Raw genomic sequence first — 18,026 nt, forward strand, 5'->3', positions numbered from 1 at the left:
CTTAATAAACGGCTACCGGGTAGGACCCGAGAATTTTGAGATAGGCGGCGTAGGCAGCCAGTTCTTCCAAGGCAGTCTTGATCGCCGGGTCATCATGATGACCTTCGATATCGACGTAGAAAACGTATTCCCACAGGGCATTCTTGGCCGGCCGCGATTCCAGCCGACACATCGAGACACCGGCCTGCGACAGCGGCCGAAGTAGCTCGTGAAGCGCGCCCGTGCGGTTCGGTGCCGACATGATCAGCGAAGTCTTGTCGCGACCGGAAACCGCCGCATCGTGCTTGCCGAGAATCAGGAAGCGCGTTGTGTTGTTCGGCTCGTCCTCGATGTTCTCGGCCAGCTTGGGCAGCTGGTAGCGGGCCGCCGCCGCTTCGCCGGCGATCGCTGCGGTACCTACTTCGGCCGCGGCGAATTGGGCCGCCTGGGCATTGCTGCCGACCGAGATGCGTTGCACCCCGGGCAGCATGCGGTTGAGCCATTCGTGGCACTGCGCCAGCGATTGGGCGTGCGAATAGACCTTGGTAATGGTGTCCAGGCTGGATTCATTGGACATCAGGTTCTGGTGCACACGGACGACGACTTCGCCGCAGATTTTCAGCGGCGTTGTCAGCAGCAGATCCATGGTCCGGCCGATGGCGCCTTCGGTCGAATTCTCGACCGGCACCACGGCGTAGTGCGCGTGCCCGGCTTCGACTTCGCGGAAGACATCGTCAATCGAAGCCTGCGGCAGCAGATGCGCCGCATGGCCGAAATGCTTGGTTGCTGCCGATTCGGAAAAGGTGCCGAGCGGCCCGAGGAAGGCGATGCCGAGCGGCTCTTCAAGCGACAGGCAGGCCGACATCACTTCGCGGAAGAAGAAGGTGATGTTTTCGTTGGGCAGCGGGCCAGGGTTGGCATCCTGCAAGCGGCGCAAGACCTGAGCTTCACGCTCGGGACGGTAGATATGCCCGGCTTCGCCATGCTCGGCCTTGATCTCGCCGACCTTCTGGGCGCAACGGGCGCGCTGGTTGAGGAGGCGCAGCAATTCGCTGTCGATACCGTCGATTTCGGCGCGCACGCCGGCCAGGGCTTTCTGCAAGTCGGTCTGCTGCGGGTCGCTCATAAACTCAACCGTTACGTTTGGCGAAATCGTTCATGAAGGCCACCAGCGCCTGCACGGCCTCCAGCGACACGGCGTTGTAGATCGAGGCACGCATGCCGCCCACCGACTTGTGCCCCTTGAGGCCAAGCACGCCAGCCGCCTTGGCTTCGGCCAGGAAAGCGGCATCAAGATCGGCATTGGCCAGAATGAACGGCACATTCATGGCCGAGCGGCAGTCCGGATCGACCGGGTTGGTGTAGAAGCCCTCGGAATCGTCGATGGCGGAATACAAAATTCGCGCTTTTTCGGCGTTGACCGTAGCAATCCCTGACAAACCGCCCTGCCGCTTGAGCCACTGGAAAACCAGGCCGGCGAAGTAGATGCCGAAGGTCGGCGGCGTGTTGAGCATCGAACCGTTTTCGGCCATGACCGCGTAGTCCATGACCGTCGGGATATTCAGCGGCGCCATGCCAAGCAGGTCGCGATGAACGACGACCAGCGTCAGTCCGGACGGGCCGATGTTCTTCTGCGCGCCAGCGTAGATCAGGCCGAATTTCTCGACATTGACTGGCCGCGAGAGGATATGCGACGACATGTCGGCAACCAGCGGCACGCCGGTGTCAGCGATACGCTCGGCCGGAACTTCAACGCCGTGGATCGTTTCGTTGGTGCACACATGCAGGTAGGCGGCGAACGGGTCGAGCTTGATCTCCTCGGCCACCGGCAGGCGGGTGAAACCGCTGCTCTCGGTCGTCGCGGCACAACGGACGTTGCCAATGCGCTGCGCTTCCTTGAAGGCCTTCTTCGACCACGAGCCGGTCACGATGTAGTCGGCCGAGCGACCGGCCAGCAGGTTCATCGGAATCTGCGCGAACTGCTGCGTCGCCCCGCCCTGCAGGAAAAGCACCTTGTACTGCTCGGGAATCCCCATCAGTTCGCGCAGGTCGGCTTCGGCCTGGCCGAGAATGCTGCCGAATTCCTTGCCGCGATGGCTCATTTCCATGACGCTGCAACCTGCGCCATGCCAGTCAAGCAGTTCTTCCTGCGCCTGGCGCAGGACTTCCTCGGGAAGAGCAGCCGGACCGGCGCTGAAATTCCAGATGCGGCTCATTTATGCTTCTCCACCTTCGTTGGGTTCGGACGATTCCGGATTTTGCTCGTTTTCCGGGTTGACCGTGGGATTCACCGATTCAGTGTCAACTTCGACTTCAGCATCGACCTCGGCCACCGACTCAGCGACCTTTTCCAGGCCGGCCAGCTTCTCGCCGTCATCCAGCGAAATCAGCGTGACGCCCTGCGTCGCCCGGCCCATGCCGCGGATTTCCGCGACGCGGGTCCGGATCAGCACGCCGCCGGTGGTGATCAGCATGATTTCATCTTCGTCATTGACCAGCTTGGCGCCAACGACGATGCCGTTGCGCTCGCTGTCGGCAATGGCACGGACCCCCTGCGTGCCGCGACCAGAGTGGCGGAAATCAGCCAGCACGGTGCGCTTGCCGAAACCGTTCTCGGTAGCGACCAGTACGGTCTGCTGATCGCTCTCGGCGACCAGCAGCGAAATCACCGACTGGCCTTCCATCAGGCGCATGCCGCGCACGCCGCGGGCGCCACGACCCATCGGACGGACGTCTTCTTCGTCGAACCAGACGGCCTTGCCGGCGTTGGACACGAGCACGATATCGCTCGTCCCGCTGGTCAGTTCGACGCCGATCAGGTAATCGCCTTCGTCCAGCGCCACGGCAATGATGCCGGCCTTGCGCGGGTTCGAGTAGTCGGACAGCGGCGTCTTCTTGACGGTGCCCATGACGGTGGCCATGAACACGTACTGGTCGTCGGAGAATTCCTTGACCGGCAGCACGGCGTTGATCCGTTCGCCCTCTTCGAGCGGGAAGAGATTGACGATCGGCTTGCCGCGGCTGACCCGGCTACCCTGCGGCGCTTCGTAAACCTTGAGCCAATAACAACGGCCGCGATTCGAGAAGCACAGGATGTAATCGTGGGTGTTGGCAACAAACAGATGATCGACGAAATCCTCGTCCTTGATCGCCGCCGCCTGCTTGCCGCGACCACCGCGCTTCTGGGCGCGATAGTCGGCCAGCGGCTGAGCCTTGATATAGCCGCCGTGCGACAGCGTGACGACCATGTCCTGCGGCGTAATCAGGTCTTCGAGGCTAAGCTCGTGCGTCTGCAGGATGATTTCCGAGCGGCGCTCGTCGCCGAACTGCTCGCGGATCGCCACCAGTTCGGTGACGATGATTTCGGTGATGCGTTCCGGCTTGGCCAGGATGTCGAGCAGATCGAGGATCTTGGCCATGACATCCTTGTACTCGCCAACAATTTTGTCCTGCTCGAGGCCGGTCAGGCGCTGCAATTGCATTTCAAGAATGCGCTGCGCCTGGGCTTCCGAGAGCAGATAACCTTGACTCGACAGACCGAACTCCGGCGCCAGACCATCCGGACGCGAAGCGTCGGAAGCCGCACGCACCAGCATTTCCTCGACCACCGGACTGCGCCAGTGACGATCCATCAAGCCACGCTTGGCGTCGGCCGGCGTCGGCGCCGCCTTGATCAGCGCGATGATTTCATCGACGTTGGACAACGCAACAGCCAGACCTTCGAGGATGTGACCGCGTTCGCGCGCCTTGCGCAGTTCGTAAACCGTGCGCCGCGTAATGACTTCACGACGGTGCGACAGGAAGCATTCGAGCATCTGCTTCAGGTTGAGCAAGCGCGGCTGGCCATCGACCAGCGCCACCATGTTCATGCCGAAGGTGTCCTGCAACTGCGTCTGCTTGTACAAGTTGTTGAGGATGACCTCGCCAACTTCGCCGCGCTTCAGTTCGATGACAATGCGCATGCCCGACTTGTCGGATTCGTCACGGATATCGGAAATACCGTCAATCTTCTTCTCGTTAACCAGCTCGGCGATCTTCTCGATCAGCGATTTTTTGTTAACTTGATAAGGAATCTCGTCGACGATCAAGGCCTGACGGCCATTGCTCTTCTCCATATCCTCAAAGTGCGTGCGGGCGCGCATGATGACGCGGCCACGGCCCGTCTGGTAACCCTCACGGACGCCCGTCATGCCGTAGATCAGGCCAGCCGTCGGGAAGTCCGGTGCTGGAATGTAGGCAATCAATTCCTCGATGCTGATCGCCGGGTTTTCCAGCATGGCCAGACAACCGGCGATGACTTCATTCAGGTTGTGCGGCGGAATGTTGGTCGCCATGCCCACCGCGATACCGGACGAACCGTTGATCAGCAGATTGGGAATGCGCGCCGGCATGACCAGCGGTTCGTTTTCCGAACCGTCGTAGTTCGGCCCGAAATCGACGGTTTCCTTGTCGAGGTCCTCGAGCAACTGATGGCCAATCTTGGCCATGCGGACTTCGGTGTAACGCATTGCCGCGGCGTTGTCGCCGTCCACCGAACCGAAGTTGCCCTGGCCATCGACCAGCATGTAGCGCAGCGAGAAATCCTGCGCCATGCGGACGATGGTGTCATAGACCGCGGTATCGCCGTGCGGGTGGTACTTACCGATCACGTCACCGACGATACGCGCCGATTTCTTGTACGCCTTGTTCCAGTCGTTGTTCAGCTCGTGCATCGCGAACAGCACCCGGCGATGCACCGGCTTCAGGCCATCGCGCGCATCCGGCAACGCCCGGCCAACGATCACGCTCATGGCGTAATCGAGATAAGAACGCCGCATCTCGTCTTCGAGGCTGATCGGCAATGTTTCTTTGGCGAATTGGTCCATGTCTCACATTCGCACCGCTTGCGCGATGCCTTATTAGTTGATTCAAGCGTAATTTGCTATTTTAACACGCCAACTTAACCGTACAGACCCCGTTTTACATGACAACAACACCCCAAGTTATCGACCTGCTCATCGACGCCCGCTGGATTGCGACGGTCGAATCCGATCTCGTCCTAACCAACCATGCCGTCGCCGTTGACGCCGGTCGCATTTTGGCTGTTTTGCCCAGTGGCGAAGCACATGCCCGCTTTGCGCCGGGCAAGCATGTCAATTTGCCGGATCACATCCTGATCCCAGGCCTAATCAACCTGCACACCCATGCCGCAATGACACTGATGCGCGGCCTGGCCGACGACCTGCCGCTCATGGACTGGCTGCAAAAACACATCTGGCCGGCCGAAACCGCCCACATGTCGCCCCAGTTCGTCTACGACGGCACCCGCCTCGCCTGCGCCGAAATGCTCAAGGGCGGCATCACCTGCTTCAACGACATGTACTTTTATCCCGAGGCCGCCGCGGCCGCCGCCTCCGAAGCCGGCATGCGCGCCATGCTCGGCATCATCGCTCTGGAATTCCCCACGCCCTACGCCAGCGATGCCGACGACTACCTGAACAAGGGCCTGGCTGTTCGCGAAACATGGCTGAACGACCCGCTGATCGGCTTCTGCCTTGCCCCACACGCCCCCTACACCGTCGCCGACAGCACTTTCGACAGAATCCTGACGCTTTCCGAGCAGATGAACCTGCCGGTTCATTGCCATATTCACGAAACGCGACAGGAAATTGAGGAGAGCCTGAAGCAGCACCAACGCCGACCGCTTGAGCGCCTGCACCAACTCGGCCAGCTTGGCCCCAATTTCATCGGCGTGCACGCCGTCCACCTTGACGAAGACGAATTGCAGCTACTGGCGTCCACCGGCTGCAGCATCACCCACTGCCCGACCTCCAATCTCAAGCTGGCCAGCGGCTTTGCGCCTGTGGCGCGGATGCGACAACTTGGTATCAATGTCGGACTGGGTACCGACGGCGCAGCCAGCAACAACCGCCTCGACCTGTTCGGCGAAATGCGCCTGGCCTCCCTCCTCGCCAAAGGCCTGACAGGAGATGCCAGCGCCCTGCCGGCCCGCGACATCCTGCGCATGGCAACCCTCAACGCAGCCAACGCTTTGGGCCTGGGCAAGGAAATCGGCTCGATTTCCCCCGGCAAGTCCGCCGACCTTTGTGCCGTCGACCTCGGCGCCCTTGAAATGCGCCCATGTTTCGATCCGCTGTCACATCTCGTCAATGTTGCCGGGCGAGAATGCGTCAGTCATGTATGGGTGGCCGGAAAGTGTTGCGTAGAACACAAAACTTTACTCAACAATGACCAAAAGCACTTGGAATCGGTCATTGCACTATGGCAGAATGCTCTGGAAGTCCGCCGGCAGCCTTGAGCTTCGCCATAACGCGGGTTAAAGATTTTCAAATTTTCTTCAACGAGGGAAAACAATGATCAAAAATATCGCCAAGAAATCTCTGGTTCTGGCCCTGCTGGCCGGTATCGGTTTTACCGCTGTTGCCCAAGAACGCGTTTACCTGATCGACGGCCGTGACGTCGTCGCCAAGTCCGGTTTCGGCCTGTGCTGGCGCGATGGCTACTGGACCCCGGCCGCTGCTGCCGCCGACAAGGCCGGTTGCGAGTGCGACAAGGACCTGCTGCCGGCAGAAGCCTGCGCCCCGAAGGTTGCTGCCGCTCCGGCCGCTGCCGCTGCCACCGGCGTCAAGCCGTCCGGCGAGAAGATCACCGTCGCTGCTGACGCCCTGTTTGACTTTAACAAGGCTGTCCTGCGTCCGGCCGGCAAAGCCAAGCTCGACGAGCTGGTTTCCAAGGCCAAGGCCATCAAGCTCGAAGTGATCTTGGCCGTTGGCCACACCGACCGCATCGGTGGTGACGCCTACAACCAGAAGCTGTCCGAGAAGCGCGCTGCCGCTGTCAAGGAATACCTGGTCGCCAAGGGCATCGAAGCCAACCGTGTTTACACCGAAGGCAAGGGCGAGAAGCAGCCGGTTACCGGCGACAAGTGCAAGGGCAATGCCAAGACCAAGGCCCTGATCGACTGCCTGCAGCCGGACCGTCGCGTTGATATTGAAGTCATCGGCACCAAGTAATCGGCCGACTCTTCAATGAAAGCCCTGCCTCGGCAGGGCTTTTTCTTTTCCGATCAAATTTTCTCGCCCCCATGACCATGCTCAACGCCGACCCCGCCGAACTGGAAAAGTTTGGTGATCTCGCCCACCACTGGTGGGATCCGAACAGCGAATTCAAGCCGCTGCACGATATCAATCCGCTTCGACTGGACTGGATTGACCAGGCCATCGGCCTTGCCGGCAAGCGCATCCTCGATGTCGGCTGTGGTGGCGGCTTACTCTCGGAAGGCATGGCGGTACGTGGCGCCAATGTGACCGGTATTGACCTCTCGGAAAAGCCGCTCGGTGTCGCCAAACTGCATTTGCTGGAAAGCGGCCAGAAGGTCGATTACCGCAAGATTTCCGTCGAACATCTGGCGGATGAAATGCCTGGCGCTTTCGACGCGGTGACCTGCCTCGAAATGCTCGAACACGTGCCCAACCCGTCAAGCGTCATCGCCGCTTGTGCGCGTTTGGTCAAGCCGGGCGGCCAGGTATTCCTGTCCACGCTGAACCGCAACCCGAAGTCCTACCTTTTCGCGGTGATTGGTGCTGAATACATCATGAACATGCTGCCGAGAGGCACGCATGACTACGCCAAGTTCGTCAAACCGTCCGAACTGGCGCGCTGGGCCAAGCTGTCCGGACTTGAACCGGACGAAGTCGTCGGCATGAGCTACAACCCGCTAAGCAAAATCTATTCGCTGGGATCAGACACCAGCGTCAATTACCTGATGCGCGCGACGCGGCATGTTTGATGCCGTTCTTTTCGACCTGGACGGGACACTGGCCGATACAGCGCCCGACCTGGGAGAAACGGTCAATATTTTGCTTCTGGAGGAAGGTCGACAGCAGCAATCGCTGACGATGCTCAGGCCATATACCTCGCAGGGCGTTCGGGGGCTGCTCAAAGCGGGCTTTGGTATCGATAACTCGCATCCGAGCTACGAGCCTCTGTCACAGCGCTTTCTTGAGATTTACGCCGGGCGTCTCTGTGACGCGACCCGTCTGTTCGACGGCATTCCGGAGTTGCTCGATGCGTTGGAAGCCCTGAATCTGGGCTGGGGCATCGTCACCAACAAGCGGATGCGCTTCACCGATCCGCTCGTCGGGCTACTGCAACTGACACCACGCACCAACTGCGTCGTCAGTGGCGACACCACGGCCGAGGCGAAGCCTTCGCCCTTGCCTATCCTGCACGCCTGCCAACTGCTCCGCTGCCGACCGGAACGGACGCTTTACGTCGGTGACGACCGGCGCGATATCGTCGCTGGCAATACCGCAGGCTGTAAAACGGTGGCCGTCTCCTACGGTTATCTTGGCGACAGCGGGCCGCTGCATGCCTGGGGCGCCGACCTGATCATCGACCATCCGCTCGAACTGGCCGAGTATCTGGCTAGGCTAGTCGGGCCGAAATAAGCAGGTTGCGCGGCGTCAGGCGCCGGTCGCAGAAGCTGCCCAGGCCGACCTCATAGCCGCGTTCGTTGAGAAAACAGGCCAGATCGAGGGCAAGCCAGACTTCGATGGCCCGCCGAAAGGCATGGCGGACGATGGATAGCCGCATGACTTCGTTACGCCGCAGCCAGCCGTGGACTTCGAATTCTGCGGCAACTGAAGTCGATGGCAGTGGCAAGCGCTCCCGTTCCGCCATCCTGGCCAGAAAATCGGCAAATTCGGCGCGTATCCAGGCTTCGGGCACCGGCTTGAAACTGCGGTAAGCATCGCCCGTCGCCGTCCGGCGATAGGCGTCGAACCCGAGTTTCCAGGCGATGGCCCGATCCCGTTGCCGCGTTTCCCTGGGCGACGAGGTGACGGTTTCGGTCACGGCCAGACGGGTATCGTCGCGCGACAATTGCAATTGCAGATTGGCCGACAGCGCCTGATAGTTTTCGGCCACGCCACGGTAGTAACAGCATGGCGCGACATCGAAACTGCCGACGCCTTTATCGACCCCATCGCGGATCAAGCGACGATGCAGTTCGCCGCAGGCGTGCAGGGCGACGGCATGCTGGCCGGCCTGCGGCCAGTCTGTTGCGGTCAACGCATCAGAAACGACAAATTGCTGCCGTACCCCGGCGCGTTGGGCCAGACCCTCCCCCGCCTCACACAAACCGGCATCGATTTCGAGGGTATGTACTGGCGTCTGCCAGGTCAGTGCCAGCAGGCGGCCAAGGTGGCCTTTGCCGCCGCACCAGTCGAGTACCGGTTGCCGGCCCTGACCGGCCGCGGCGGCGAAGGCTTCGATCTGCTCGCGCTTGCGCCCGGGAATTTCCCAAGCCCAGTGGGCACTGCGGGCGGGCAACGATGTTCCTTGCAGCACCGGCAAATCGGCCAATCGGGCAAACGAGGAGATGGCCGGAATGTGGCGAGCAAGCAACGCCTGCGCCACCGATACATTGTCGTTCAAGTACGCAATGTCGGCTTCGGGCAACCCCATGAGTTCATCGAACAACGACGGCCAGCGCTCGCACCACTGCGGGCGAGGCTCACGAAACGGCTGCGGATGCCACAGGTCGTGAAAATTGAGCAGCTCGGCATCCAGCCCTTGCTGGCGCTCGACCAGCTTCACTTGAGCGCAGCCCGACGCTCGCGGCGACGATAGCCGACAACGGCCGGGATGATGGCCAGCACCAGCACCAGCAGGCCGAGTCCGAGCGGCCAGAGCACGGGGCTATTCCATTCGCGCCGAGCCGCAGCGCGATCAGCGCTGTCGATGCGCTGGTATTTCAGCGTGTTGTTGCCAACGTCGCTCGGTTTGCGGTTTTTGAGCCAGCGATGGCTCAGGGTGTAGCTTTTCGGGTGCAGGCCGAAAACCCAGGGCGCGTCGTGGTGCAGGATGCGGTTCATCTGGCGGACGATGCCCAAGCGCTCGGGCGTGTTGTCCATGTTCTTCATGCGCAGGAACAGGCGGTCGAATTCCGGGTTGGCGTAGTTCGAGGCGTTCTCGCCTCCCTTGGCGACCTTGCTTTCGTTGCCGTCGAGCAGGAAGAAAAAGTTTTCCGGGTCCGGATAATCGGCGTTCCAGCCAAAGTAATAAAGCTGGACGTTGCCTTTGCGGATCTTGTCCTGGAAGCGGTTGAAGTCAGTCGAGCGGACGACCAGCTGCACGTCGATCTTAGCGAATTGCCGGGTCAGCCAATCGAGGCGGGATTTCTCGCCCATGCCACCGCCCGTGGTATCGAGATTGACAACCAGCGGTTCGCCAGTTTTTTCATCGCGGCCATTCGGGTAACCGGCTTCGGCGACCAGTTTTTTGGCGACCTCGACCGGCTTGCGTTTCGGCTTGCCATCGACCCAGTCGTAAACCGTGCTGTCGATCCCCTGCTCGCCCGCTTCGAAACCGAAGATCCCCGGCGGCAGCGGACTTTGCGCGGCGATGCCACGGCCGTTCTGGAAGATGGAGATGTACTCTTCCTGGTCGATGGCTATCGAAATGGCCTGGCGCAACTTGGTCGCCCGTGGCGAAAGGCCGCCGATGACCGGGTCGAGCATGTTGAAGCCCATGTAGAAGGTCGACGATTTGACCGAGGTGAGCAGGCGGATGCCCTTGTCGCGCATTTCGTCACTGAGCGCCACATCACCGCCAACATTGACGCGCACGGCTTGATCGAAGCTGTCCGAGGAAATCCCGGACGCATCGTAGTAGCCCTGCAGAAACTTGTTCCAGTACGGGATCGCTTCCTTCTCGCGCGTGAAGATGGCCTGATCGAGGAAGGGTAGCGGCTTGCCGCAATCGTCGAGCAAGCCGGCGGCACGGTCGCCCGGCTCGCCTTCGCAGGGGTAGGTCTGGCCGTGAAAATTTGGGTTGCGCGAGAGAACCATGCGGCGGTTCGGATCGTTTTCGCTGAGCATGAACGGGCCGGTACCGACCGGCCACCAGTCCAGCGTCAAGTTCTTTTCCGCCATGCCCGGCTGGCTGAAGAAGCGGTCGACCTCGCGCGGCACCGGCGCAAAGAAGGGCATGGCCAGCCAGTAGAGAAACTGCGGGTACTTGCCCTTGATGCGGATGCGCCAGGTCAGCGCATCAACCTTCTCGACGCCGCTCAGCGGGTAGGCATCGAGATCGAGCCATTCGTTCGCCGGCTTGTCTTTGGCTACTTTCTGCAGGCTGTCACCGAGCGTCTTGAGGCCGACGATCTTGTCGGCCATCATGCCGAAAATCGGCGAGTGCAGGCGTGGGTGGGCCAGGCGCTTGATCTGGTAGATGTAGTCGTCGGCCGTTAGTTCGCGCGTGCCGACCTTGGTGAAATCGGCCATGGTCTGCCGTTTGGCGATTTCATTTTTGGCCAAAATTTCCGGTTGACCGTGGGAATCGAGTGCGAAGGCCGGATGCGGCTGAAAACGGATGCCCGGCTTGAGTTTCAGCTCGTAAACACTCTCGGCGATGCGTTCGACCGGTGCATCGTGGGGCAACTCGCGCCCGGCGACGTCGTAGAAGCGCGGCACCGGCACCTGCTCGACGGTAGCCGGAATCAACTCGTACGGCCGCTTCAGGTAGTGGTATTGCAGCGGCGGTTCGTAGATTTGCCCGGTGAAGGTAATCTCGTCTTCGGCATAGGACTGCGCCGGGTCGAGATGCTTGGGGCGGTCGGTAAAGGCCGTGTAGAGAATGTTGCGACCGGCATCGGCGACTGGGTATGGATCGTTCCAGGCCTGCCCACAACCGGACAGGGCAATGACGACAACGAGGCTCGCACAGATTTTTCGCATGGGCAGAAGTTTAACAAATGCCCGCCGCGCCGCTTGACCTGCCTGCAGTGAATTGCCCACAATGCCTCAAACACCACAACACAGAGGCATTGCCATGCTCGATACCCCAATCCCCGACTTCTCACTGCCAGCGACCAGCGGCGCCACTTTCAACCTGGCCGCCCAGGCCGGCAAGGTGGTGGTGATCTATTTCTACCCGAAGGACAGCACCCCGGGCTGCACCACGCAGGGCCAGAACTTCCGCGACCTGCACGATCAGTTCGTCGCCGCCAACGCCGTCGTTCTCGGCATTTCACGCGACAGCCTGAAGTCGCATGAGAACTTCAAGGCCAAACAAAGTTTCCCCTTCGAACTGGGTTCCGATGCCGATGAAGCCATCTGCACCTTGTTCGCTGTCATGAAAATGAAAAACATGTATGGGAAACAGGTGCGGGGCATCGAACGCAGCACCTTCGTCATCGACCGCAACGGCGTTCTGCGCCGGGAATGGCGTGGCGTCAAAGTCCCCGGCCACGTTCAGGAAGTGCTCGATTTTGTCAAAACCCTTTAACCACCCTCAATCAACCTAACCCAAGGCCCAATCCATGCCGCGCAAGCCCGCAGCCACAAAAAAGCCCGCCGTTACCAAGATTTTCGTCCTCGATACCAACGTGCTCATGCACGATCCCAGCAGTCTTTTCAGATTCGAAGAACACGATGTCTTCCTGCCCATCATGACGCTGGAAGAACTCGACAACCACAAGAAGGGCATGTCCGAAATAGCCCGCAATGCCCGCCAGACATCACGCATGCTGGACGAATTGCTGGCCGCCAATGGCGAGGACGACATCGACGAAGGCATCGATCTCTACGGCCCGTCGAAAAAGCTGGCCAGCGGTCGCCTCTTCCTGCAGACCGAAGCGATCAGCGCCGATCTGCCGCAAGGCCTGCCGACCTCCAAGGTCGACAACCAGATCCTCTCGGTGGTCATCCACCTCCAGAAGAAATTCCCCAAGCGCCCGGTCATCCTGGTGTCGAAAGACATCAACATGCGCATCAAGTCGCGCGCCCTCAACCTGCTCGCCGAGGACTACTTCAACGACAAGGTGCTCGAGGATACCGACATCCTCTACTCCGGCACCCGCGCCCTGCCCGACAACTTCTGGGACAAGCACGGCAAAGGCATGGAATCGTGGAAGAAGGACAGCCGCACCTACTACAAGGTCACCGGCCCCCTCTGCCCGCAGATGTTGATCAATGAGTGTATCTGGCTCGAGAAGGACGGCTTCACGGCCATCGTCAAGGAAACCGCGGGCAAGACTGCCGTCCTTGAAACGCTGATCGACTACAGCCATCCGAAAAATGCCGTATGGGGCATCATGGCGCGCAATCGCGAACAAAACTTCGCGATGAACCTGCTCATGAATCCGGACATCGATTTCGTCACCCTGCTCGGCCAGGCCGGTACCGGCAAGACCCTGCTGACCCTGGCCGCCGGCCTGACTCAGGTGCTCGAAACCAAGCTGTTCGCCGAAATTATCATGACACGGGCCACCGTTCCGGTTGGTGAAGATATTGGCTTCCTGCCCGGCACCGAAGAAGAAAAAATGGCGCCGTGGATGGGCGCCCTTGAAGACAACCTCGATGTCCTGACTCATACCGACGACAGCAACAGCCCCTATGGCGGCGACTGGGGCAAGGCAGCGACCAACGACATCGTCCGCTCGCGGATCAAGATCAAATCGATGAACTTCATGCGCGGCCGGACTTTCCTCAAGAAGTTCCTGATCATCGACGAAGCGCAGAATCTGACGCCGAAGCAGATGAAAACGCTGGTCACCCGCGCCGGCCCCGGCACCAAGGTCGTCTGCCTGGGCAACATCGCCCAGATCGACACGCCTTACCTGACCGAAGGCAGCTCCGGCCTGACCTACGTCGTCGACCGCTTCAAGGGCTGGCCACACTCCGGTCACATAACGTTACAACGCGGCGAACGTTCCCGCTTGGCTGACCACGCGGCCGAAGTGCTATAATCGTTTCTCCAATAAAGGGGCCGTGTCAGTGACACGGCCTTTTCGTTTCAACCACGGATTATTTCCGCCGGAGGAGTTTCTTGAAACGTCGCGATTTTCTGGCATCAGCCGCAGCACTCTCGCTATTCGTCACCGACGCCTGGGCAGCAAAGAAGCAGGCCAAAGCCGGTTCAACCAAGGCACGCACGGGCAAGCCGGCAAAAAAACCAGCCGTCAAACCTGGCCAGCGAAAAGGCAAAGTCAGCTACAGGCCTCAGCAGCCGGTGGTCCATACCGCCGAAGATTCGGTCATCGAGCGCCCACCGCTAGGCACCTCCGCATCCCGCCTGCCGCCGGTCAAGGCCCCGGAACCGCCAACTGAATGGCGCACCTTTGAAATCACGACGACGGTCAACCTCAAGAACAGGAGCGGCCCGGCCAAGCTCTGGCTGCCCCTGCCGCTCAACCAGGACACCCTTTTCCAGCGTACCCTCGGACACACATGGGCTGGCAACCAGGCCAACGCCAGTATGCGCCGCCTGCCCGACGGCGACCTTGAGGTTTTCCATTGCGAATGGCCCGACAGCAGCGATGCCCGCCTCCAGCTAACCACGCACGTCACCACGGCCGACCGCCATTTCGACGTCACCAAACGGACGGTCGCCCCGGAGCGCGAAGACATTCTGCGGCGCAACCTGCAGGCCTCGCAATTGATTCCCAACGACGGCCTGGCCTTCCAGCTTGGTGAACGCATCCTCGGACGCATCAAGGACCCGGTTGCCCAAGCCAAGGCCGTTTACGAATGGGTTGTCGATAACACGATCTACGATCCGACTCTGCCCGGCTGTGGCACTGGCGACGTACGCCGACAGCTGATTCAGGGACAGTATGGTGGGCGCTCGGCTGACATCAACGGTCTCTTTGTCTCGATCTGCCGGGCCATCGGCATCCCGGCGCGCTGCGTTTATGGTATGCGAACCGGATCGTCACGACTTTTCAGAAGCCTTGGACTGAGCAGCGACGACGCAACCCGTGGCCATCATGTTCGTGCCGAATTCTACGTGCCGGGCTACGGATGGATCCCCGTTGATCCCAGCGATGTGCGCCGTGCGATATCCATGGAAGTACTTTCCGATCGCGACAGCAAGCTGATCTCGCTGAAAAAAATCCTGTTCGGCGTGTGGGAAATGAACTGGATTGCCTTCAACCTGGGGACTGATGTCGTCTTGCCAGGAAAGAGTTCTGCCGTTCCATTTCTCCTCATGCCGCAACTGGAGTCATCGGGTAGCCGCTCCGACGCAGCCCTCCAGTACACCATCCGCACCCGGCAGGTCGTTCTGTAAACGAACCTCAGTTCTGCGAATCGATGAAACCGCCGCTAGCCAGATTCTGGAAGCGGGTGAATTCGCCAACGAAGTTCAGGCGCACTGTACCGGTCGGGCCGTTACGCTGCTTGCCGATGATGACTTCAGCCAAGCCCTTGTTATCCTGGCTTTCCTTGTTGTAATACTCGTCGCGGTACATCATCAGGATCACGTCGGCATCCTGTTCGATAGCGCCTGATTCACGCAAGTCGGACATCATCGGTCGCTTGTCGGTGCGCTCCTCAACCTTCCGCGACAACTGCGATAGGGCAACGATGGGCACCTGAAGCTCTTTGGCTAGGGATTTGATCGAGCGGGAGATTTCCGAAACCTCGGTCGCCCGATTCTCCCCTTGCCGGTTGCCGCTCATGAGCTGGATGTAGTCGATGACAATCAGCCCCAACTTCCCGCCATATTGACGCGCCAGACGGCGGGCGCGGGCACGCAGATTGGCCGGGCTCAGCCCCCCCGTTTCGTCGATATAAATCGGCGCTTCGTGCAATTTGCCGAGCGCGAAGGACAGCTTGGACCATTCCTCGTCGTTCATCCTGCCTGTACGCAGGCTTTGCGAATTGAGGCGTCCAATCGAAGCCAGCATCCGCATGGCCAACTGGGCTCCACCCATTTCCATCGAAAAGACGCCAACCGGCAAACCACTTTCGACCGCCACATTCTCCGCAATATTCAGCGCAAACGCCGTCTTTCCCATCGACGGACGACCCGCAACAATAATCAGGTCACCCGGCTGGAAACCCGAAGTTTTCTGGTCGAGATCGATGAAACCGGTCGGCACGCCCGTAATATCGGAAGGATTGTCACGGTCATGCAACTCCTGGATCCGCTCAACCACCTGAGTCAGCAAGGGATTGATGTGGACGAAACCTTCGCTGTGCCCGGCACCCGCTTCGGCAATCCTGAAGATTTTTGACTCCGCTTCATCAAGCAGTGTCTCGGCATCCCGCCCCAGCGGATTCAGCGCATCGGCAGCAATTTCGTCGGCAGTGGCGACCAGCTTGCGCAATACCGAACGCTCGCGAACGATTTCGGCGTAGCGTTTGATGTTGGCCGCAGATGGCGTATTGGCGGCCAACTCGCCAAGGTAGGCCAGCCCACCGGTCTGATCACCCTCCCCGGCTGCATCAAGCGCCTCGGCAACCGTAACCACATCGGCCGGTTTGGCATTATCCAGCAACTTGCGAATCTGCCGGAAAATCCGCCGGTGTTCATCCCGATAAAAGTCGGTTTCTGCTACCTGATCGCCGATTCGATCCCAAGCCTGGTTATCCAGCAGCAAGCCGCCAAGAACCGACTGCTCGGCCTCAATGGAGTGAGGGGGAACACGCAGATGATCGAGGGTGGAATCGGAGATTCTTGGCTTTGGCGGACGTTGATTCATGGCGGCAAGTTTAAATTAAAAAGGCCTCGCAATCGCGAGGCCTTTTTGGTGGGTGATGTCCGGAATTACTCGGCGACCACAGCCACGGTAATGTTGGCCAGCACATCGGTGTGCAGAGCCACGTCGAGCGGAAACTCGCCGATTGCCTTGAGCGGACCGTCCGGCATGCGGATGGAGGCCTTGTCGACATCGAAACCGGCTGCCTTGAGAGCTTCGGCGATATCAACGTTACCAACGGAACCGAACAGGCGACCGTCCATGCCGGCCTTGCGGGCGACGGAGACAGCAGTACCGTTCATCTTGTCGGCAACAGCTTGGGCGGCGGCGAGCTTTTCAGCAGCCAGCTTTTCCAGTTCGGCACGGCGAACTTCAAATTCAGCCATGGCAGCCGGCGTAGCACGCTTGGCCATACGTTGCGGAATCAGGAAATTACGGGCGTAGCCGTCCTTGACCTTGACGACGTCACCAAGATTACCGAGGTTGACAACCTTTTCGAGCAGAATGATTTGCATGTTTCGTCTCCTCGAAAATTATTGATGGTTGTCGGTGTAAGGCAGCAGGGCCATGAAGCGGGCGCGCTTGATCGCGGTGCCCAGCTGGCGCTGATAGCCGGCCTTGGTGCCGGTCAGACGAGCCGGCATGATCTTGGCGTTTTCCTGGATGAATTCCTTGAGGACATCCACATCCTTGTAGTCGATCTGTTCGACCTTTTCAGCCGTGAAGCGGCAGAACTTGCGACGCTTGAACAGGCCGCCACCGCGCTTCTTTTTCTTGTCGTCATCCTTCTTCTTGAAGAACCGAGCCATTTTCATTTCCTTCCAAAAATTCGAGTGTATTCACATGCAGCACGGGAGCTTTGCTGTTGCGGCTCTTGGCAGCCAGAAATCCGGTCAGTTTGACCACCCCTCCAAGGGGCGCTGCCTCCAGCCAGCGGGCAGTTTCGCCCAGGGCCACGACAGCAATTTCCACTTCCACCAAGCGCACTGCACCACTTTCAGTTTGCGAGGAGCTGTGTTGCAGCCATCCTTCGCTAACCGGGACACCGGCCGGTGTATAGCGCAATGCTTTGCGCTCGACCAGTTTTCCCGAGAGTGTGATGCAGTTCAGCCGTAATTCCCGTACAGAGTCTTAGGCAGCAGCCGCTTCAACCGGAGCAGCCGGAGCTGCGTCGCCAGGCATCATCGACTTGGACTTCTCTTCCTTCATCATCGGGGAAGGAGTCGTCACAGCCGCTTTCATCTTGACGGTCAGGTGGCGCAGCACGGCGTCGTTGAACTTGAACGAATGTTCGAGTTCGTTCAGCGTTTCGCCGTCGCACTCGATGTTCATCAGAACGTAGTGAGCCTTGTGGATTTTCTGGATCGGGTAAGCCAGTTGACGGCGGCCCCAGTCTTCCAGACGATGAATGGTGCCGTTCTTGGCGGCAACAATGGCGCGATAGCGCTCGACCATGCCGGGCACCTGTTCGCTTTGGTCCGGATGGACGATAAAGCAGATTTCGTAATGGCGCATGCAATCTCCTTTTGGGATAAACCCTCCGCCATGCGAGTGCGGT

Annotated in this window: 17 protein-coding genes; 7 read left to right on the forward strand and 10 right to left on the reverse strand. The window is 59.8% G+C overall.

From position 1 onward, the window contains the following. Position 1: 1 nt before the first annotated feature. The 3 genes from pheA to gyrA are packed head-to-tail and all read right to left on the reverse strand — an operon-like array spanning position 2 to position 4,844. Positions 2-1,081, reverse strand: coding sequence for a prephenate dehydratase (pheA, locus tag KI610_RS16080; RefSeq protein ID WP_449757749.1), 1,080 nt, complete (start codon positions 1,079-1,081; stop codon positions 2-4). A gap of 28 nt (positions 1,082-1,109) precedes the next feature. Next, positions 1,110-2,195: a 3-phosphoserine/phosphohydroxythreonine transaminase gene (gene serC, locus KI610_RS16085; RefSeq protein ID WP_226495964.1), complete on the reverse strand. Its 1,086-nt coding sequence runs from the start codon at positions 2,193-2,195 to the stop codon at positions 1,110-1,112. Further along, positions 2,196-4,844, reverse strand: coding sequence for a DNA gyrase subunit A (gene gyrA / locus KI610_RS16090; protein WP_226495965.1), 2,649 nt, complete (start codon positions 4,842-4,844; stop codon positions 2,196-2,198). 98 nt (positions 4,845-4,942) lie between these two features. Here gyrA and KI610_RS16095 point away from each other — a divergent pair, with 98 nt between their 5' ends. The 4 genes from KI610_RS16095 (at position 4,943) to KI610_RS16110 (ending at position 8,429) form a co-directional block, all read left to right on the forward strand. Next, positions 4,943-6,277: a TRZ/ATZ family hydrolase gene (locus KI610_RS16095; RefSeq protein ID WP_226495966.1), complete on the forward strand. Its 1,335-nt coding sequence runs from the start codon at positions 4,943-4,945 to the stop codon at positions 6,275-6,277. Between the two features lie 55 nt (positions 6,278-6,332). Continuing rightward, the gene (locus KI610_RS16100; protein WP_226495967.1) at positions 6,333-6,992 is read left to right on the forward strand and encodes an OmpA family protein; all 660 of its coding nucleotides are present in this window, start codon (positions 6,333-6,335) and stop codon (positions 6,990-6,992) included. A gap of 71 nt (positions 6,993-7,063) precedes the next feature. Continuing rightward, entirely contained in the window at positions 7,064-7,768 is a 705-nt protein-coding gene (ubiG, locus tag KI610_RS16105; protein ID WP_226495968.1) for a bifunctional 2-polyprenyl-6-hydroxyphenol methylase/3-demethylubiquinol 3-O-methyltransferase UbiG, read from the forward strand. Beyond that, a complete protein-coding gene (locus KI610_RS16110; RefSeq protein WP_226495969.1) occupies positions 7,761-8,429 on the forward strand; it encodes an HAD family hydrolase in 669 nt (222 codons plus the stop codon). Before ubiG ends, KI610_RS16110 begins: the two co-directional genes overlap by 8 nt. On the opposite strand, the gene KI610_RS16115 is transcribed toward KI610_RS16110, so the two are convergent. Both KI610_RS16115 and KI610_RS16120 read right to left on the reverse strand, forming a co-directional pair. After that, on the reverse strand, positions 8,407-9,579 hold the full coding sequence (locus KI610_RS16115; RefSeq protein WP_226495970.1) for a methyltransferase: 1,173 nt from the start codon (positions 9,577-9,579) through the stop codon (positions 8,407-8,409). The genes KI610_RS16110 and KI610_RS16115 overlap by 23 nt on opposite strands. Further along, on the reverse strand, positions 9,576-11,720 hold the full coding sequence (locus KI610_RS16120) for an ABC transporter substrate-binding protein (RefSeq protein ID WP_226495971.1): 2,145 nt from the start codon (positions 11,718-11,720) through the stop codon (positions 9,576-9,578). Before KI610_RS16120 ends, KI610_RS16115 begins: the two co-directional genes overlap by 4 nt. A 94-nt stretch (positions 11,721-11,814) precedes the next feature. Here KI610_RS16120 and KI610_RS16125 point away from each other — a divergent pair, with 94 nt between their 5' ends. The 3 genes from KI610_RS16125 to KI610_RS16135 all read left to right on the forward strand — a co-directional run bounded on the left by KI610_RS16125 (position 11,815) and on the right by KI610_RS16135 (position 15,054). Next, a complete protein-coding gene (locus KI610_RS16125) occupies positions 11,815-12,270 on the forward strand; it encodes a peroxiredoxin (protein WP_226495972.1) in 456 nt (151 codons plus the stop codon). A 34-nt stretch (positions 12,271-12,304) separates the two neighbouring features. Further along, positions 12,305-13,732 (forward strand): PhoH family protein, encoded by a 1,428-nt coding sequence (locus KI610_RS16130; protein WP_226495973.1) that lies wholly within the window; start codon positions 12,305-12,307, stop codon positions 13,730-13,732. A gap of 80 nt (positions 13,733-13,812) precedes the next feature. Next, positions 13,813-15,054, forward strand: a complete 1,242-nt coding sequence (locus tag KI610_RS16135) for a transglutaminase-like domain-containing protein (RefSeq protein WP_226495974.1) — start codon at positions 13,813-13,815, stop codon at positions 15,052-15,054. Between the two features lie 7 nt (positions 15,055-15,061). Here KI610_RS16135 and dnaB read toward each other — a convergent pair whose 3' ends face one another. From dnaB to rpsF, 5 genes are all read right to left on the reverse strand, one after another. Further along, positions 15,062-16,471: a replicative DNA helicase gene (gene dnaB, locus KI610_RS16140; RefSeq protein ID WP_226495975.1), complete on the reverse strand. Its 1,410-nt coding sequence runs from the start codon at positions 16,469-16,471 to the stop codon at positions 15,062-15,064. Between the two features lie 65 nt (positions 16,472-16,536). After that, positions 16,537-16,983: a 50S ribosomal protein L9 gene (gene rplI, locus KI610_RS16145; RefSeq protein WP_226495976.1), complete on the reverse strand. Its 447-nt coding sequence runs from the start codon at positions 16,981-16,983 to the stop codon at positions 16,537-16,539. An 18-nt stretch (positions 16,984-17,001) separates the two neighbouring features. Next, positions 17,002-17,277, reverse strand: a complete 276-nt coding sequence (gene rpsR, locus KI610_RS16150) for a 30S ribosomal protein S18 (RefSeq protein ID WP_011286983.1) — start codon at positions 17,275-17,277, stop codon at positions 17,002-17,004. Continuing rightward, entirely contained in the window at positions 17,249-17,533 is a 285-nt protein-coding gene (gene priB, locus KI610_RS16155) for a primosomal replication protein N (RefSeq protein WP_404827417.1), read from the reverse strand. The genes rpsR and priB overlap by 29 nt, the downstream gene beginning before the upstream one ends. A gap of 66 nt (positions 17,534-17,599) precedes the next feature. After that, the gene (gene rpsF / locus KI610_RS16160; protein ID WP_226404443.1) at positions 17,600-17,983 is read right to left on the reverse strand and encodes a 30S ribosomal protein S6; all 384 of its coding nucleotides are present in this window, start codon (positions 17,981-17,983) and stop codon (positions 17,600-17,602) included. Between the last annotated feature and the right edge of the window lie 43 nt (positions 17,984-18,026).

Source organism: Ferribacterium limneticum (genome assembly GCF_020510565.1).
GTDB classification, from domain to species: domain Bacteria; phylum Pseudomonadota; class Gammaproteobacteria; order Burkholderiales; family Rhodocyclaceae; genus Azonexus; species Azonexus limneticus_B.

Bases quoted from the DNA above. Each gene is read 5' to 3' on its own strand.
- gyrA (WP_226495965.1), bottom strand. From the start codon at position 4,844: ATGGACCAATTCGCCAAAGAAACATTGCCGATCAGCCTCGAAGACGAG.
- KI610_RS16125 (WP_226495972.1), top strand. From the start codon at position 11,815: ATGCTCGATACCCCAATCCCCGACTTCTCACTGCCAGCGACCAGCGGC.
- rplI (WP_226495976.1), bottom strand. From the start codon at position 16,983: ATGCAAATCATTCTGCTCGAAAAGGTTGTCAACCTCGGTAATCTTGGT.
- KI610_RS16130 (WP_226495973.1), top strand. From the start codon at position 12,305: ATGCCGCGCAAGCCCGCAGCCACAAAAAAGCCCGCCGTTACCAAGATT.
- KI610_RS16100 (WP_226495967.1), top strand. From the start codon at position 6,333: ATGATCAAAAATATCGCCAAGAAATCTCTGGTTCTGGCCCTGCTGGCC.
- ubiG (WP_226495968.1), top strand. From the start codon at position 7,064: ATGACCATGCTCAACGCCGACCCCGCCGAACTGGAAAAGTTTGGTGAT.
- rpsF (WP_226404443.1), bottom strand. From the start codon at position 17,983: ATGCGCCATTACGAAATCTGCTTTATCGTCCATCCGGACCAAAGCGAA.
- KI610_RS16110 (WP_226495969.1), top strand. From the start codon at position 7,761: ATGTTTGATGCCGTTCTTTTCGACCTGGACGGGACACTGGCCGATACA.
- serC (WP_226495964.1), bottom strand. From the start codon at position 2,195: ATGAGCCGCATCTGGAATTTCAGCGCCGGTCCGGCTGCTCTTCCCGAG.
- KI610_RS16095 (WP_226495966.1), top strand. From the start codon at position 4,943: ATGACAACAACACCCCAAGTTATCGACCTGCTCATCGACGCCCGCTGG.
- dnaB (WP_226495975.1), bottom strand. From the start codon at position 16,471: ATGAATCAACGTCCGCCAAAGCCAAGAATCTCCGATTCCACCCTCGAT.
- KI610_RS16120 (WP_226495971.1), bottom strand. From the start codon at position 11,720: ATGCGAAAAATCTGTGCGAGCCTCGTTGTCGTCATTGCCCTGTCCGGT.
- rpsR (WP_011286983.1), bottom strand. From the start codon at position 17,277: ATGGCTCGGTTCTTCAAGAAGAAGGATGACGACAAGAAAAAGAAGCGC.